The organism is Streptomyces sp. YGL11-2 (assembly GCF_050054615.1).
Lineage (GTDB): Bacteria > Actinomycetota > Actinomycetes > Streptomycetales > Streptomycetaceae > Streptomyces.
Window position 1 is genome coordinate 6,732 of record NZ_JBNHIN010000050.1, and the last position, 17,354, is coordinate 24,085.

The window sequence follows — 17,354 nt, forward strand, 5'->3', positions numbered from 1 at the left end:
GCCAACGGTCCGTGGAGCGGGGAAAGTAGCACGTGATGGCCCTCCCGCCAGCTCCGCCTCAGGGCGTAGCGATCAGATTTGGACGCTATTCGATGACACCCCGTCGCGACACCGTCACTCTGCGGAAGCCGCCACTCGGCCCTCTTCCGACCCTCCAGGGCCGAACTGCCCCCCAAGTCCCGATCGATTCTTCGGGAACAAGCACGGGATAACGCCCTATGTTCGATGGAAACAGTCAAAAGCTGGATTTTATCACGGAAACTCACGAAAGCGCCGCGCCCCCTCCCCCACTACCTGGCCTGATCACCGCTGCGACAGGTTCCCCCGCTGATAGCGTGCGCCGGAATTTCACGTCCACACACTCACGGCGGCCCGTGCCCGGCGCGGCCCATTGGCCAGGAGGGAATGCGTTGTGGCGGTGACCGCGATGACCGTCGGCGAACTCAAGGGCTGGTTGAAGACCCTTTCATCTCCAAATCCCGGACTGCTGCTACCCGATGGTCTCCCCGACACCCTCGGCGCCGGGGGTGCCCTCAAGAACGCGGTGAACCCCGGCGCACTTTCGGGCTGGTTCACCATGGGGACCACCCTCACCACGATGGTTCCGGACCCGGACCATCTCTGCGTCACCGGAATCATCGCCCCGGAGACCCCGAAACTCTCCCTCTGGTTCTTCAGTGACAAGGAAGGGAACCCCGACGACGCCACCGTCACCGGCGTCCAGTTCGGTCTGGCGCTGAAGAACCACCCCGTGATGTCCGTCCTCAGTGCCCTGGGGTTGCGGGACCTCCTCCTCACCTACACGATTCGCCTCCTGGACGGCGCCGCCGTCCGCGAGCTTTCCGCGCAGGCGAAGCTCGCCGTCGGCGGCGGGGACCCGCTCCTCATCACCTGTGCCCTCGACTTCGAAGCCGGACAGACCAGTTACGAGTTCGTCGTCGAGCCCGAGGCCGGCAAGGAATGGCATGTCGCCGAGGCGCTCTTCGGGCTCTTCGGCGTGGCCCCGCCGCCCGTTTTGAAGGACATCGCCCTCAAGCGCCTCGTGCTGGCCTACGACCACGGCAAGGGTCCCAGCGGGTTCCGTGTCGAAGTGGACGTCGACTTCCCGTTGGGCGACCTCGATGCCGACCTCGACGTCAAGGTGTCCCTGTCCAAGTCCCGCCGGAGCCAGACGTACGACCAGGAGTACAAGGCGCGTCTGGTCCTCGGTGTTCCCACACAGGGGGGCGGGGACGACACCGTCCGTACCCTGACGTTCGACATCAAGGACGTCCAGCACGCCGAGTTCAGCGCGACCTGCGAGGACTCCAAGGGCGTGTCGTTCGCGGACCTCGCCGGATTGCTGGGCGTGACGGATCCGCCGGCGTTCCTGGCCGATCTGGCCATCTCCGGCCTCACGGTCGGGTACGCGTCCGCCCGCAAGTCCATCGTGCTCGCCGCGAAAGAGAAGGGCGGCGGCTCGCTCGTGGTCGTCTCGGACCGGCCGAAGGGCGGCACCCGCGCCTGGGCCGTGCGCGCCGGCGTCGGGCTGGACGCCAAGCTCTCGGACCTGCCGTTGCTCCAGGGGCAGATTCCCCAAGGCCAGGACCTCGGCGTGCGCGGGCTGGGTGTGCTGCTCACTCCCGACGAGCTGAAGACCGACCGGATCACCGAGCTCAACAAGGCGCTCGCGGCGAGCGATGGGACGCTGCCCCTGCTGCCCGCCGACGGTCTGAGCAAGGGGCTGGCCTTCACGGTCGACCTCCAGCTGCCGGGATACTCCGAGACCACTTCGGTCGTCGTCCGGGGCGACCGCAAGAAGACCAAGGCCCCCGCCGGGGCCGTCGAGGCTCCCGCTCGGCCACGGCTGATCACTCAGGACGGCACGCCCGTCCCCGAGATCGCCGCCAAGAACATCACCGCGAACGTCACCGAGGACGCGTCGGCCACCCCCACCGGCCTCCCCCTGGTCGCCTGGCTCAAGGTCCAGCGCGACATCGGCCCCCTGAACCTCAGCCGCGTCGGCGTGGGCTTCGCCGACGACACCGTGTGGGTGCTGTTCGACGCCTCCCTCGGCATGGCCGGACTCACCGTCGGCGTCGACGGGCTGGGCATCGGGATCCCGCTGTCCCACCCCGTGCCGCCACAGTTCCGGCTTGACGGGCTGAGCGTCGGCTACTCCCGCCCGCCGCTGGCGATCAAGGGCGCCCTGGTCAACCGGCCCCCGGACGCCACGTACAGCACCCTGATCGAAGGTGCCCTGGCCGTCTCGGCCGAGAAGTTCGGACTGACGGTGCTGGGCGCGTACGCGCGGACGAGGCAGGACCCCGACCAGCCGTCGCTGTTCCTCTTCGGCAAGGTGAACGGCGAGTTCGGCGGGCCGCCGCCCGTGCAGATCACCGGCATCATGGCCGGTTTCGGCCTCAACACGGACCTGCGGCTGCCCGAGGGCGACCAGGTGCTGGACTTCCCGTTCCTCGCGGACATGTCCTCGACCGAGACCGACCCGCTCGTGGTCCTGAAAAAACTGATGGGGGGTCAGAAGGACGCCTGGGTACGCCCCGCCTCCGGGCAGCTGTGGTTCGCGGCCGGCCTCGAATTCAAGGTCTTCGAGTTCGTCAGCGGGCAGGCGCTGCTGGTGCTGGAGGTCGGCGATGACTTCGCCGTCGCGGTGCTCGGCACGGCGGAGGCACAGTTCCCCAAGGACCAGTCCCTGCCCGCGTACGCGAAGGTCCGGCTGGGCCTGTCCGCCAAGTACCGCGCCAGCGAGGGCGTGCTGAAGCTGACCGCGCAGCTCGCGCCCGGCTCGTTCCTCCTGTCCGAGGACTGCGTGCTGACCGGCGGCTTCGCGCTGTACACCTGGCTCACCGGCGCGCACACCGGTGACTTCGTCCTCACCCTGGGCGGCTACTACCCGCACTACCCGGTGCCCGGCCACTACCCGCAGGTGCCACGACTGGGCTTCAACTGGCCGATCACCTCCGAGCTGACCATCAGCGGCGGCTCGTACTTCGCGCTCACCCCCGGCGCGATCATGGCCGGTGGCGCGCTGGACGTGAACTTCCGCGCCGGCGACCTGCACGCCTGGCTGACGGCGCACGCCAACATCCTCATCGAGTGGGCACCGTTCCACTTCGACGCCGGGATCGACGTGAGCATCGGCGTCAGCTACGTGCTCGACCTGTGGCTGGTACGCGAGACGATCAGCGTCGAGGTCGGCGCGTCCCTGCACCTGTGGGGACCGCCGACGGGCGGCGAGGTCACCGTCCACCTCTGGTTCATCTCCTTCACCATCGGCTTCGGCGACGGCAACACGAGCGGCGACAAGGCCGCGCCCTGGACCGACGTGGTCAAGCAGCTGCCCGTGGCGAAGGACGCCGTCCGGCTGGTGCCCATGGACGGGCTGACGCCGGTGGAGTCCAAGGACACGCCGGGACTATGGACAGTCGGCACCGGCGCCTTCTCCTTCGCGGTGCGCACGGCCATCCCGGTGGGCAAGCTCCACCTCGGCGACCAGCAGCACACGATCGACGGCATGGACGTCAACATCCGTCCCCTCCGCGACGGCGGCGAGCACCTCGACTCGACGCTCACGATCACGCTCACCCACCACGGACGCTCCCAGGACCTGAGCAAGTGGGCCACCACACAGAACGTGGCGAGCCTGCCCGCGGCGCTGTGGAGCAAGTACGACGGCAAGCTGACCACCGGCAGCACGCAGCGCGTGGACGGCCAGCTGACGGGAGTCGACCTGCGGCTGCCGAAGCCCACGCCGGGCAGCACCCCCGGCCCCATCAAGGCCGGGACGATCGCGCACGACGACCGGACACCGAACGGCAAGCTGCCGCTGACGCGGCCGGCCGTCGTACAGGCCGTCACCGCCGTGGAGTCCGCGCCGGCGCGGGCCGAGGCTGCGCAGCCGGCCACCGTCGAGCTTGTCACCGAGACCGCGCCGGTACCGGAGGTCCGCACGAGCGTGGCCGCCGTCACCGGCGACCAGGCCGGCGCGCTGACCGACCAGTCCCGCGACCGGCTCTTCGCCGCCATGGACTACCTGGGCGTGAGCCCCGGCACCAACGAGCGGCTCGCCGCCACGGACGGACTGGTCGCGGGCGACATCGAGGCGAAGCCCGCGCCCCCGGTCCCCGGTCCGCCGACCGCGAGCGAGCGGCTGTACGTGCTGGGCGCGGGGGCGACCGTGACGCCAGTCGACGCGCAGAGCCTGACACCGTACGCTGGCGTTCCGCTGGAGTTCGCGTCGGGAGCCTCCGCGCCGTTCCACTTCGCCGTCGGCCCTAACGGCCACCGTCTGTGCGCGGTCGACAACGACCAGAACATCGACGTGCGCGACATCTCGGCGAACCCGCCGGGCGGCACCAAGTCCCTCTTCCACGACCGCATCTGGGGATACCAGCAGACGCGGGGAGCGGTGCTCTCGCCCGACAACAAGTGGGCGTACGTCACCGCCACGCAGTCGCAGCAGATGCTCGTGCTCAACCTGCAGCCGGATGTGCCCGTCAAGAAGTACGACTTCGGCCTCCAGGCGGCCATCGGCGAAGTCGTCCCCGCCGCTCGGTGGGATGACTCCTCGCAGGTCGTGTACGTCGCCAAGCCCGATCTGAACACCGTGGCCCAGGTGGACGTCACCAACGGGAAGTACCCCACGACCAACCCGGGAGACGACCTGCCCGCCGGTCCCTCCCCCACCCGCCTCGCCGTGGACCCCAAGGGCCGCTGGCTCTACGCGCTCAACCCAGCCAAGTCGACAGTGACCGTCGCCGACGTCGCTGCCAAGAGGATCGTCGCCACACTGCGCACCGGCACCGGACCGAGCGCCCTGGCCGCCTCGGCCGACGGCAAGCGGCTGTACGTGGCGAACGCCGTGACCGGCACGGTCTCCGTGTTCGACACCGGAGACGGCCTGCCGCGGGAAGCGGCGGAGCCCGTGTGGGTGGGGGCGGGGCCGACCGCTCTCGCGGTGTCCGCCGCGGGTGACCGGCTGTACGTCGTCCGGGAGAAGGTCAAGCAGGTCCAGGTCGTGGGCGTCGCGTCGGACCAGCCGGTCCTGCTCCCCGCCACCGTCCCCCTCAAGGACGCCCCGGTGGCCCTCGCCGTCACCGTACCGCCGACCGTCACCGACACCCCGGCAGCCCCCAGCGTCACCCGAATCACCGAAGGCGGTGCGGCATGAGCCACCCCGAGTACGCCCCGGACCCCGACCCGTCGCTGAACGTGCAGTTCGTCGACTCGCTGGTGCCCACACTCACCGCGGGGCGGTACAAGCTCACCGCGCATCAGTCCCTCACCAAGGGCGGCGCCCGGGTCGACACGGACAACTACCTGGACGCCCACGCGACCGAGCAGCAGGTGGAAGTCCGCGCGCCGCGCTTCACCGTGCAGCCGGAGTGGATCCACGGCGCGTACCCAACGCCGGGCGCGAGCGGCCTGTACGACGACGTGCTGCCGCACGTCACGCTCGACCGGGCCACCCTGCCGTGGGAGCGCGAGGCGAAGGCGAAGGACGGGAAGACGCGCCTGCCGTGGCTGGCCCTCCTCGTCTTCGGCGAAGGCGAGCTGCCCGACACCGACCCGCACTGCCTCGGGCAGACGGACGCGAAGACCGTGGCCGACCTGATCGGCTCCGAGAGCGGCGTCGTACTGCCCCCGTTCGACCAGGCCACGGACCCCATCACCGACGACGACAAAAAGCAGGTGTGCCGCACCGTCCTGGTGCCCGCCGCCGTCTTCCACGCGCTGGCCCCGACCGAGGTGGAAATGCCGCTCCTGACCCATGTGCGCCGGGTCAACGAGGAGCACCAGCGTGCCGCGCCGGGCGACGACCTGATCCAGGTCGGTGACTACGCGGTCGTCGTCGGCAACCGCCTGCCCCGCGCGGCGGGCGGCCGCTACGTCGCCCACCTGGTCTCCCTGGAAGGCTGGCAATCTCACCTGCCCGACGGCGCCAAGGAGACGTACGACGGACCCGACGAGAAGCTGCGGCTGATCTCCCTGTGGTCGTGGGCCTTCGAGACGATCCCCGACCACATCCCCGGATTCGCCGCGCTGACCGAGCACTTCGTCGACACCGAGGGCACGGACGGCTCCGCGCTGCTGCTGCGCGTGCCGCTGCCCGGCCGACCGCTGTCCGGAAAGGACCAGCGGGAGGTCGCCGACCGGCTCGGCCAGGGCTACCTGCCGATCTCGTGCCGCACCGAGTCCGGGCGCTCCACCTTCGGCTGGTACCGCGGGCCGCTCACCGCCCAGTACGTCATGCCGGAGTCCGACCGCGAACGGCGCCGCTGCGCGGCGGAGGCGCTGATCCACCTGGACCAGTACGGCGTCTTCGACGTGAGCCTCGCAACCGCGTTCACCGCGGGCCGGGGCGTCGCCCTCGCCGACCACCAGTTCGGCGCGGCGCTGCTGCGCCTACGCGGCAAGGTGCAGCGAGCGGCGGAGAAGAGGAGCCGCGCGACGGCGACCGCCGGGGCCCGGGCCCGTATCGAGCACCTGGTGGCGAACGGCCTCGCCGGCCACCTCGGCGAGGTCCTGACCACGCCGGCCCGCGCCCAGGCCGTCGCCGCCTCCGTACGCCGCCCCGGCGTCACCCCCGTACCGGCCGCGACCGAGTTGCCCGCCACCGCCGGACTCACCCTGGAGCGCCTGCGCGCCGACGTGGACCTGCACGCGCGGTTCACAGCGGACGACAAGCCACTGGTGGACCCGCACGACGACGACCTCACCCTCGTCCGGAACCGGCTGCTCGACCTGCGGAACCTGACGGGCGTGCCGTTCGCGCACCTCGTGCCCGACACGCGGATGCTGCCCACGGAGAGCCTGCGTTTCTTCTACGTGGACGCCAACTGGACCGCCACCCTGCTCGACGGCGCCCTGAGCGTGGGGCTCGCCCACACCTTCGACCTCACCTCGGACGACCTGGTCTTCGGGCCCAAGGGCGTCGCCCCGCTGCCACCGCAGGCCACACCGGTCACGGGTCTGCTGCTGCGCTCGGAGCTCGTCAGCGGCTGGCCCGCGCTGGAGGTCCGCCCGTACACGAACCCCCGGACCACCGAAGGGGAAACGGCCCTGCGGCTACTGCGCCGCGAGGCACTCGCCGACGACGTCCTGCTCGTCCTCGTCGAGGGCGTGCCGGGCCGGGTCGAGCTCGCCGAGCCGCAGCAGGGCGTGCACTTCGGCATCGACGAGCCGACTCAAGGCGGCAGCGACGACCCGATCAACGACGGCATCATCCGGCTACGCGAGATCGACCCGAAGAGCACAAGGCCCCTCGGGCAGGAGACCGGCGCACAGTTCCCGACGCGGCCGGGGCTGCGTTCCTACCTGCGCGCTGCGGGCGCAGGTGCCCCCGACACCGTGCTGAGCGTGACGCGCCTCGCCGACGGGCTGAAGGGAGCCCTGCACCTGAAGCGTCCGCTGACGCCCAGCGAGTTCGCCATCCAGATGATCAACGCCGCGCAGCGCCGCACCTTCACCACCGTTTCCACCGCGCAGACCCCCTTCACGACAGGAGACCACCCCAATGGCTGACCGCGACGACACCCTCATCGTCCCGGTGAACGTGGACGCCCTGGTGGTCAACCAAGACCTGCGCCAGCGCGACAGCCAGGGCTTCCGGCGCTGGCGCCCCAACTTCAACCTGCTGCGCCACAGCCTCAGCCCCGAGGTGGCCCCGTTCACCAACGAGGACCCGTGGAACGCCACCCAGAAGGGCGAGCCGGACGACAAGTACAAGAAGTACGACGGCGTCTACGTGCGCTGGGAGCTGCCCGACGCGCTGCGCCAGGGCGCCACGCGGGCCGAGAGCGGGCGCACGGAGTTCCCGCTCGTACCCAACCGCTGGCTCGTCGTCCGACAGGTGCAGGGAAGGGACGACCTGACCGCCGGCTGGGTGGTGGAGAGCGACTTCCTCGACCCCAAGGACGGCACGTCGCGCTTCATGCACCCGGTGCGGCCCGACGCCGGGGATCCAGCGACCACGCCGTACCGCTCGACGATCATCACAACGCAGATCGGCAAGAAGCAGAGCATCAACGGCAGCAGCACGTGGAGCGAGCCCACGGACGCCTCGCGCAAGGAGCTGTTCCTCACCGCGGTCGGCCCCGGCATCATGACCTTCCACGTCTACCAGCCGTACCACGAGAACGTCTTCTCGCTGCACGACCCGCTGGACGGCGTCGACTCCGGAGTCGTGAACTACCAGGTCATGGGCTGGTATTCGGACCCGGCCCAGGAGGAGCTGCGCCGCCGCCTGGACGGCACGGGCGCGACGGTCGCGTCCGTCCTGGCCGATCTCGGCTGGACGGTCGCCGACCTGCCGGGCACCTGGACGCCCGACAGCACCACCTACTGCGGCCGCGCCCTCCAGGTGCAGTGGAACCGCACCGGTACCGCACCGGACTCGGACCGCCCGAAGCAGTCGGACGTCCGTGACCAGATCGCCGTCGGGAGCAGCGCGGACGAAGCGCACGCCGCACTGGTCGCCAAGGCCCGCGCGGCCCTGCCCGACGGCTCCGGCAACGCCCTCGACCACACCACCGACCCCGCCCTCCTGCACGCCCTCGGCAAGGGCCTGCTGAACACCCTCGACGAGCCCGACGGCGACATCCTCACGGCGCAGACCCTGCACAAGGGCTGGTTCCAGCAGGTGCCGGGCGGCTATGTGTGGCGGCTGGCCGACACCGCCGACAAGGGCAACGTCTCCGGAGACCCGAAGTCGGTCACATGGTCCGGCGTCGCGCCCGAGCACGAGGCGTGGCTGGCGGAACTCAACGGCCACCAGAGCGCGTACGACGCCGCGGAGCGTGAACTGACCGCGTTGCAGCAGCGGTTGTACGGGCTGTGGTGGATGCACAGCCTGCCGCTCATCCCGCCGCAGTACCGCCGTGAACGGCTGTACGCCGAGATCGACCCGGCGAACGCGGACGGCCTCGCCGCCCGCGTGGCCGCCGCGCAGGACGACCTGAAGAACAAGAAGCTCAAGGCCGTCACCGACTGCCTCAGCGGCCACCCGCTGCCCAAGGGTTACGAACTACGCAAGGAGACCCTGCCGCCCTTCTACCAGGTCACCGACCCGACGATGGTGCTGGCCGGCGCGAAGAGCCACACGGCGTACAAGCCGCTGACAGGCGACGGGGCACTCATCTGCCGCATGCCGTCGCAGATCGTCAATGACGGGCGGGCGAACCCCTTCACCTCGCTCCAGCTTGGCGGGCTGCCGTCGGTCGCGTCGGCCCTGCTGATCGAGTTCGCGTGCGTGCTCGACCCGAAGGTGTCGTACCGGTCCGACATCGCCCCCGCCCCCTGGCGGCAGCCGTGGAAGCCGCTGCTGTTTCAGTGGCGGGTCGAGCACTGGCAGGTGCCCTACGGCAGCCCGAACAGTCCCAACTGGACGTTCGACGGCAGCCACTACCAATGGACGAACGGCTCCTCCGCCACCACCGCCATCGAGGTGACCGGGCGCCGCTTCCTCGTACCGCTGCCGCAGCACACGGCGAGCGGCGGGCTCGAACAGTACGCCGCCGACCACCCCGACGCGGCGACGGCCGAGGCGCTCATGACAGCGGCGGCGCAGATCAAGGACCTGGACCTGCTCTCGCAGCGGCTGGACCGGCTCACCGACGCCTTCGCCCTGCGCGATCCCGCGCCCGGCGTCAGCCCGCCCGGCAGGATCGGCAAGCTCATCGGTGACGCGTTCCGCCACCTGCCCAACCCGGGCATGCTGCCCGTGCCGTTCAAGGGCTGGCAGGACTCCGGCTTCACCCAGATCCGGGCCGGGCAGTTCGCGGTGAACAGGCTGAGCATCGTCGACGAGTTCGGCCAGAGCCTCGATGTCCTGCTGCCCGGCGACGCGCCCACGTTCGTCCCCAAGGTGGGCGACAGCCTGCACACTCACGGCAAGTTCGTCCAGCCCACGGACACGGGACGGTTCGTCCAGCTGCCGCCGCGCCTGCTCCAGGCCGCCCGGCTGCGGTTTGACTTCGTCGCCGAGCACGACGACACGCGGCTGGTCGACCTCACCGCGAACACCACGCCCGTGGGCGCGTGGATCGTCCCCAACTACGTCGACCGCTCGCTGCTGTGCTACGCGCCGACCGGCGAACCGCTCGGCGAACTGCGGCTCGAACTCCGCGAGGGAGCGGGCGGCGCCGTGACGACCATGGTCGGCTGGGGTCCCCTGCCGGATTCCCAGGTGAACACGATCGACGCCCTGCGCGATGCCCGGCCGCAGCTCTACGCGTTCGCCCGCGAGCTGGCCGCGAAGGGGCCGAACGCCTTCGCCGACCTGCTGGCCACCATCGACCACGCACTCGCCGGCATCGACCCGGGCAACCCGTACGGCGACGAGGTGCTCGGCGCGCTGCTCGGGCGTCCGCTCGCGCTGGTCCGCGCCCGGCTCGGCTTCGAGCTGGACGGCCTTCCCGTCGCCGACGGAGGCTGGCAGTACGCGCTGGACTGGAAGACGCAGGAGGCATGGGCCACGCGCCAGAGCGAGAAGGCGCCGCCCGAGATGGCTCACCTCGACTACCGGTGGCCCATCAGGCTCGGCAACGCCGGGCAGAAAGGCGATGGTCTGATCGGCTACTTCTCCCAAGCCGACTACGGCACGTTCTACTCGGTGGCCACGCCCGGCGAGCACCCGCACACGGACTACGTAGCGCGGATCTCCGACGCCAACTGGCCCAAGCTGCGGGCGGACTCGACGGACCGGACGCACCTCACGCTGCTGCTCGACCCGCTCGCCACCGTCCACGCGACCACGGACATCCTTCCCGTGACGGATCTTCAGCTCCCGACCCGCTTCACACGGACCGCCATGGCCACGATGCGGGTGGCGCTGCGGCTCAGCCCGGTGCTGACCACGACGCGGAAGGTCCCGGCCAAGGACGTGGGCGTGGGCGACGCGTCGTCCGGCTTCGTCAACGCCCTCGCCGTACCGCACCCCACGTCCCCGCAGGGCACGTGGGACTGGGCCGAGCTGGTCGTCCCGGACGCGCCCGCCGACGCCGGCCCCGCACCGCAGTGGAACCACGAGTCGGTCGTGCAGATCGACCAGACCGCCCGGCTGGACGAGAACGGCCCGACCGTACGCACCGGCTTCCTGCGCCTGTCCGGCGGCTTCACCACCAAGTGACTTCGAAGCAACCGCACCCGATCCCGATTCTGAAAGGAGCCGACTCCGTGAGCGAGCCGGACGCCCCCCTGCCCCTGCTGGACTACGCCATCATCAGCGAACCGTTCCCGCTGTACGCGACGACCGGTACCGACGACCCTGCCACGGCCCTGCACATCGTGGTCTCGAACGGCGGTGGCGAGACCGTTTACTGCCGGGAGATCGTCTTCTCCCTGCCGCAGGGCAAGCTCGCCCAGAGTCTGGTCGAGGCCGACGCGGGTGACGGTCAGGCCGATGACTGGGACGTGGTACGCCTCCAGCCCGGCACGCAGACCGTCCTGCCGTCGGGTGAGTACGCCCGCTTCCAGGCCACGCCCAAGGGTGACGACAAGAAGAAGACGGGCGTGGCGGTCGACGCCTCCGGCCTCGTCATCACCCTGAAGAACCTGAAGATCAGCTCCCGGCCCGGCACGGCCCGGATCGAGATCCGCGAGGTCGCCACCACGAACACGGACCAGTGGCCCGACAACCCGCGCTTCACCAAGCTGGCACTCACGAAGTTCCCGGCACCGAAGATCCCTGCCATGGCAGTCTCCGACTTCACGGCGGACAAGCTGGAGGTGACGGCCGGCACCTCGCTCCGCCTCACGTGGAACGGCCCGTCGACGCTCGACTACACGGTCTCGCACGGCGGCAGCGCGCACCCGGTCGGCAAACAGCACGCGTACGACGCGACGATCGACCGCGACACGACCTTCCAGCTCTCGTACGTCACGGGCGGGACCACGCGCTACCTGACGACCACGGTGACGGTGACGAACCCGAAGCTGACGGGGCTGGAGGTCGACGGCAACGTCACGGTCATTGGCGGTGCGATCACAGGAAGCAGCCTGAGCGTGGGCAGCGGCACGATCACCGGCGGTTCCATCACAGGCACGAGCGTCAACGCCGGGAGCGGTGCCATCACGGGCGGTTCCATCACAGGAAGCAGCCTGAGCGCGGGCAGCGGCACGATCACCGGCGGTTCCATCACAGGCACAAGCGTCAACGCCGGGAGCGGTGCCATCACGGGCGGTTCCATCACAGGCACGAGCGTCAACGCGGGCAGCGGTGGCATCACCACCAGCGGAAGTGTCACGGATGGCGGCCAACCCTTCCTCCGCCGCGGCTCCCAGGTCCGGATCAGGAATAGCTACCACTCGGAAGAAGGGCTGAACGAGGACAACAAGGCGTCCGGCGGTGTCTCGCTGAAGAGGGTGGACAGCGGTAACTCGCGCTGGTACTGGTACCTGGACCAGTGAGTAGTCATCCCGGGCCCTTGTGGTCCCGCCCGAGGATCCTGCTGGCCAAATGTGGGGATCAGGCGGCGAGGGTGAGGTCGAGGCGGGCGAGGTGGCTGGTGCGGGTGTGGCCAAGGGCCTCGCCGCCCAGGGCGCGCTCACGGTGAGCGAGGCCCTGACCGCCGCGAAGGCGGTCTCGGTCGGCGACACGCTCACCGTGTAGAAGGCACTGTCGGTGGGCGGTGACCTCACCGTCTCCGGACAGGCCACGATCAAGATGGACCTCGAAGCCGGCTCCCACTGGGTTTCCCCCTACAAGTTGAATAGCCCTCAACAACTCAGCCGAGCCGGAACGTTCCGCGAAGTACCCCCCCGTATTCCGGCAGGACCTCCGGGTAACGGTTGAAGAGATGCCCGAGCACCACCCCGCCTCGATTGTCCGCCGCCGGGGCGTCCCTCATCGCCGCGCGAATCTGGGACGCCGTCCGGCCACCCCGGCCCGTCACGGTCGAGCATGTCGATGGTCCAGGTGCACATGCGGTAGCCCAGCTCCGAGGCGACCCGGGGCTCCCGCTCGCCGAAGTCGCCGGTCCTTGTCGGCGATGGCTACCAGGTACCGCGCGATGCACGCGCCACCATCGGTCGGGCGAAGGACAGCAGTGACCAGGAAGAACACCACACGCTCGGTGAGCGTCACCGACTCCAGGAAGAGGAGGAAGGTGTGGGTTCCTCACATCTCGCACTGCCCCTACGAGCGGGTTCCTGGCTGTAGCCGTCTAATTCCAGGACTCGGCACCAAGTCCGGTCCGCCACCTCAGTAGCCGTTCGTGGCACCAGCGCACCCCACGGGCCCCGGTCTATGCGGGAGCTCAGACGGCTCGGGCGTTTCGAGAGGTCACCGCGCGGCGGGCTCGTACCACGAAGATCAACGAGCAAGCGCCATAACAGGTGGTGGCGGCCGCGAGGACACCGGACGCGCGCGGTCTGACCAGAGGCGTTGGTTCCACCAATGGACTCCCCGCGATGCTCACAAAGGAATTAGTACTCCAGTCGCAGTTCGCTATCACTGCTGGTCAGAGTCGTGTTCCTGAGTGTAGTCGGCTGACGTTTCGTCAGGTTGCGGGAGTTCGAGACCTCGCGTGCGGCGGCGGTAGTGGCAGCGTCTGGCGATGGCCTGGTGGCGGCGGCGCCAGCGGGACCAGCTCAGCGCGTGGCCGGCGTGCCGAAGGTGTGTGGCCGAGGGACGGCCAACTGCCATGAGTCGCCGGATTTCTGCCACGGTGAGCGGTGCAAGAGTGCCGGAACCGTTTCTGCCGCCCCCTTTTCGGCTGCCGCTGATGCCATGGCGGCGAGGAAGGCGTGGGCGAGCATGGCCAGGCTGATGTGCCGGTACCAGCCCGGATACCGGCGGACCTCGTACTGGTCGAGGCCGCACTCGTTCTTCGCGGCTTGAAAGGCTTCCTCGATCGCCCAGCGGGTCCCGGCGATGCGCACGAGCTCGGCGACGGCGGTGTTGTTGGGCGCGTAGGCGAGGTAGTAGGCGATCTCGTCTGGCCTGGCCAGGCTGCGGCGGGCCAGGACCCAGCGTTGGTGGGTGGGCTGATCGCCGTCGAAGTCGTCGATGGCGGGCAGTTGGGCTGCGGCCCAGTCGTAGACGCGCGGGCCTTTGGCGCCGTTGCCGCAGGAGTGGCGCTCCCAGGCGTCGTCGGGTGCCTGGGCGATGGCGAAGTCGATGCGGCCCAGGGCGTGGACATGCTGGGACTTCGGCACGGCCAGGACGTAGCCGACGCCAGCCTCCTCCAGCATGCGGCGCATCCGCCATTCCTGGCCGTAGGCGGAGTCCGCGGTCACCCAGGCGATGGGCAGCGGCGAAGCCAGTGCACGCGTCACCATGGCCTTGGCCAAGTCGCCCTTGGTGGCGAAGGCGCGCTCGTCGGGGATTCTCGCTGCCCGGCAGCGATCCCGGTCGGACATCCAGGACTTGGGCAGATACAGCTCCCGGTCCACCAGGGCTCGGCCCTTGGGTGAGGCGTAGGCGGCGAAGACGCCGATCTGGCAATTCTCGGTGCGGCCCGCCGTGCCGGAGTATTGGCGCTGCACCCCGGCCGAGACCGAGCCCTTCTTGAGGAACCCCGTGTCGTCGATGATCAGTACTCCAGCGGGGTCCCCGAGCCTCTCGGCGACGTATCCCTGCAGGTCATCGCGTACCTCGTCGGGATCCCAGCAGGCCTGGCTCAACAGATGCTGCAGACCCGCAGGAGTGCGGTATCCGGCGTGTTCGGCCAGCTGCCAGCTGTTCTTGCGGCCCACCGGGCCGATCAGACCGTGCACGTAGGCGCGCATCCGCCGCCGCAGATCCACCCGACCGAACCGGTGGCCGACCCGCACGAGTACTTCTTCCAGCTCCGCGGACCAGACATCGGGCTGCACATCATCTTGCACGACTAACACAACGGCCCGCCGCACGCGAGGTCACGAACTCCCGCAACCTGACGAAACGTCAGCCGACTACACTCAGGAACACGACTCTGACCAGCAGTGATAGCGAACTGCGACTGGAGTACTAGTCGTTCTCAGCCTCGTCGGGGACCTCGATCGTGGGGACGATCATGAGGCGCAGTGAAGGGTCGGCGTTGGGGGTGTAGCAGAGAAAGGTCACTTCGAAGACGGTGTCGCCGTGGCCGGCGAGGTATGTGCGTCGCTGTTGCTTGTCAGGGTGGTGGATGGCGGTGGTGTCTTCTTCAAGGAGGCGGGCGGCGACGCGGTCGCGTTCCTTGATCTCGTTGACGACCTCGGCAAGGCGCGGGTGATCGGGGTTGGCTTCGTAGCGCAGGCGCAGCTGGGAGGCCATGGGCTTGGCCCAGGATTCCTCCCAATCGATGAGCTGCATGCGCGCCTCGGGGTAAGTGAGCGCCCACACCATCACGTTGGTGCCATTGAGCATCCAGGGCCAGTCTTTGCCCGCTTGTTCATTCATGACCAGGACGTCCCAGGCGAAGTCTGAGACGTAAGCGCACCAGGGCTGGATACGGATGAAGGCTTCTGCCGCGGGGTGGATGAGGCTGGCGTCGGGGCGGTAGCGGCGGGGCGGTTCTTGGCCAGTGCCGTAGACGTAGAGGCTGTGGCGCTGCCCTTCGGTGAGTCGGAGGACACGGACGAGTGTTTCGACCCACTCCGGCGAAGGGGCGTGGCGGCCGGATTCGAGGCGCCGGTACCAGCTTTCGGATACGCCAGTGAGGACAGCCAATTCCACCTGGGTGATGCCGGGGCGGGAGCGGGTGCCGCCACCGAGAAGGCCGGGGACCATGCCGCCATCGCAAGAGGTGCGTATGTAGCGCAGGAGTCGGCTGAAGTGTTCAAGGTCGCGCATCTACTTGGTCCACATCCCTCAACAAGCAAAGCATTAGCAAAGAAAACGGCACGCCGAGTCGGCTTTAACGCCCCCCTAGCGGCGCTTGAAAGTTTGATCTGTCGCATGATCATCAGTCAAATCAAGACATAACGCCGATCAGCGGGCGAAAACCGGAACCGCGAGTACCGGCACTACCGGTACCGGTCCGCAGCTGCTGAAGCGAGAACAGCGCGCACGGTCTCAAAGACAAGGCAAAGTGGAGCCAGCGACTCCGCCGGTTCCGTGCAATCGGCCCGAGCCCGCCCTCTCGCCCGTATGCCGCGTCGGCCACGGGCCAACTCAGCATTTCTGAAAGGTGATTCCCTGTGTCCCGAAGCCGTAGCGTCTTCATCACTGGTGGCAATCGAGGCATCGGGTACGCGATAGCCACAGAGCTCGCCGAGGCCGGCCACAACGTGACCGTCACCTACCGCTCCGGCGAGCTGCCCACGCACTCCTACCAGCCAGGTGAAGAGCACAGCGGCGGCCGTTTCCTGGCCGTCCGGTGTGATGTGACGGACGCCGAACAGATCGATGCGGCGTTCAAGCAGGCCGAAGCCGAACACGGGCCGGTCACCACGGTGGTCTCCAACGCGGGCATCACCCGCGACGGACTGCTCGCCCGCATGAGCGAGGAGGACTTCACCTCCGTACTGGATGCGAACCTGACCGCCGCCTACCGCGTCGCCAAGCGCGCCCTGCCGAGCATGCTGCGCGCCAAGAGCGGCCGCATGGTGTTCATTTCGTCAGCCACCGCGATGCACGGCGAGGCCGGGCAGGCGAACTACGCCGCATCCAAGGCCGGGCTGATCGGTCTGGCACGTTCCATTGCTCGCGAGTACGGCTCTCGGAACATCACCGCCAACGTCATCGCGCCGGGGCTTACCGCGACTGACATGGCAGCAGCCCTGCCCGAGGACCGCATCCAGGCGCTGCTCGGACAGATCCCGCTCGGGCGGCTCGGACAGCCCGAGGAGATCGCGCGCACGGTGCGGTTCCTTATCGATGAAGGGACCTACATCACCGGCGCGGTCGTCCCGGTGGATGGTGGCGCGGGGATGGGGCATTAGCTGGTGAGCGGCTTTAGCAGCAACCCCTCGCGGGCTGCCGGGGAAGGTGACGGTATGGCCGCGTGCGGTAGCGGCCGTGGTTGGCGCGGTTCGCCAGTTCGCGTTTCGCCGACACGAGGGGGCGGGATTGGTCGACGTTGAACGCATCCTGGCCCTGACCCGGCGGCCGGCCCAGGTAAGGCCCGGAGAAGGGCGCGATGCGGACCGGATGAAGGTGTTAGCCGGGCTCGGGAGCGAACCCCGCACCCTGGCCGAACCCGTGGCATGGTCGGCCGCACGGTGCGTGACGCAGGCGCAGCACGCAGAGCTTCAAATTCCGAGCGACGGCTGGGACGCTGCGCGGGTGTGCGGGGCGTGCCCGATCAAGCGGGGGTGCTGGTCCACTCCGGGAGCGAGTGCTCCGGCCGGGGTGCGCGCCTGGCGTGACCGCGTGGACGAGGTGTAGGTGGGTGGCACTTGTGGGCGCCGAGATGTTCTCGGCGCCCACAAGTGTTTCCGCACGTCTG

At 69.2% G+C, this 17,354-nt stretch carries 8 protein-coding genes; 6 read left to right on the plus strand and 2 right to left on the minus strand.

The features are described 5' to 3' along the window. The first annotated feature begins 412 nt into the window (after nucleotides 1-412). The 5 genes from ACO1BR_RS35350 to ACO1BR_RS35370 are packed head-to-tail and all read left to right on the plus strand — an operon-like array spanning nucleotide 413 to nucleotide 12,610. A complete protein-coding gene (locus ACO1BR_RS35350) occupies nucleotides 413-5,170 on the plus strand; it encodes a DUF6603 domain-containing protein (protein WP_426799204.1) in 4,758 nt (1,585 codons plus the stop codon). Further along, nucleotides 5,167-7,524, plus strand: a complete 2,358-nt coding sequence (locus ACO1BR_RS35355) for a hypothetical protein (protein WP_426799205.1) — start codon at nucleotides 5,167-5,169, stop codon at nucleotides 7,522-7,524. The genes ACO1BR_RS35350 and ACO1BR_RS35355 overlap by 4 nt, the downstream gene beginning before the upstream one ends. After that, the gene (locus ACO1BR_RS35360) at nucleotides 7,517-11,128 is read left to right on the plus strand and encodes a hypothetical protein (RefSeq protein ID WP_426799206.1); all 3,612 of its coding nucleotides are present in this window, start codon (nucleotides 7,517-7,519) and stop codon (nucleotides 11,126-11,128) included. Before ACO1BR_RS35355 ends, ACO1BR_RS35360 begins: the two co-directional genes overlap by 8 nt. Nucleotides 11,129-11,175: 47 nt before the next feature. After that, nucleotides 11,176-12,408, plus strand: coding sequence for a hypothetical protein (locus ACO1BR_RS35365; protein ID WP_426799207.1), 1,233 nt, complete (start codon nucleotides 11,176-11,178; stop codon nucleotides 12,406-12,408). Between the two features lie 49 nt (nucleotides 12,409-12,457). Next, a complete protein-coding gene (locus tag ACO1BR_RS35370) occupies nucleotides 12,458-12,610 on the plus strand; it encodes a hypothetical protein (RefSeq protein WP_426799208.1) in 153 nt (50 codons plus the stop codon). 980 nt (nucleotides 12,611-13,590) lie between these two features. On the opposite strand, the gene ACO1BR_RS35375 is transcribed toward ACO1BR_RS35370, so the two are convergent. Continuing rightward, nucleotides 13,591-14,817, minus strand: coding sequence for an IS701 family transposase (locus ACO1BR_RS35375; protein WP_426799249.1), 1,227 nt, complete (start codon nucleotides 14,815-14,817; stop codon nucleotides 13,591-13,593). A gap of 133 nt (nucleotides 14,818-14,950) precedes the next feature. Next, nucleotides 14,951-15,757 (minus strand): helix-turn-helix domain-containing protein, encoded by an 807-nt coding sequence (locus ACO1BR_RS35380; protein WP_426799209.1) that lies wholly within the window; start codon nucleotides 15,755-15,757, stop codon nucleotides 14,951-14,953. Nucleotides 15,758-16,104: 347 nt separating this feature from the next. Here ACO1BR_RS35380 and fabG point away from each other — a divergent pair, with 347 nt between their 5' ends. After that, nucleotides 16,105-16,848 (plus strand): 3-oxoacyl-ACP reductase FabG, encoded by a 744-nt coding sequence (gene fabG / locus ACO1BR_RS35385; RefSeq protein ID WP_426799210.1) that lies wholly within the window; start codon nucleotides 16,105-16,107, stop codon nucleotides 16,846-16,848. Nucleotides 16,849-17,354: the final 506 nt, after the last annotated feature.

Bases quoted from the DNA above. Each gene is read 5' to 3' on its own strand.
- ACO1BR_RS35355 (WP_426799205.1), top strand. From the start codon at position 5,167: ATGAGCCACCCCGAGTACGCCCCGGACCCCGACCCGTCGCTGAACGTG.
- ACO1BR_RS35360 (WP_426799206.1), top strand. From the start codon at position 7,517: ATGGCTGACCGCGACGACACCCTCATCGTCCCGGTGAACGTGGACGCC.
- ACO1BR_RS35370 (WP_426799208.1), top strand. From the start codon at position 12,458: ATGTGGGGATCAGGCGGCGAGGGTGAGGTCGAGGCGGGCGAGGTGGCT.
- ACO1BR_RS35380 (WP_426799209.1), bottom strand. From the start codon at position 15,757: ATGCGCGACCTTGAACACTTCAGCCGACTCCTGCGCTACATACGCACC.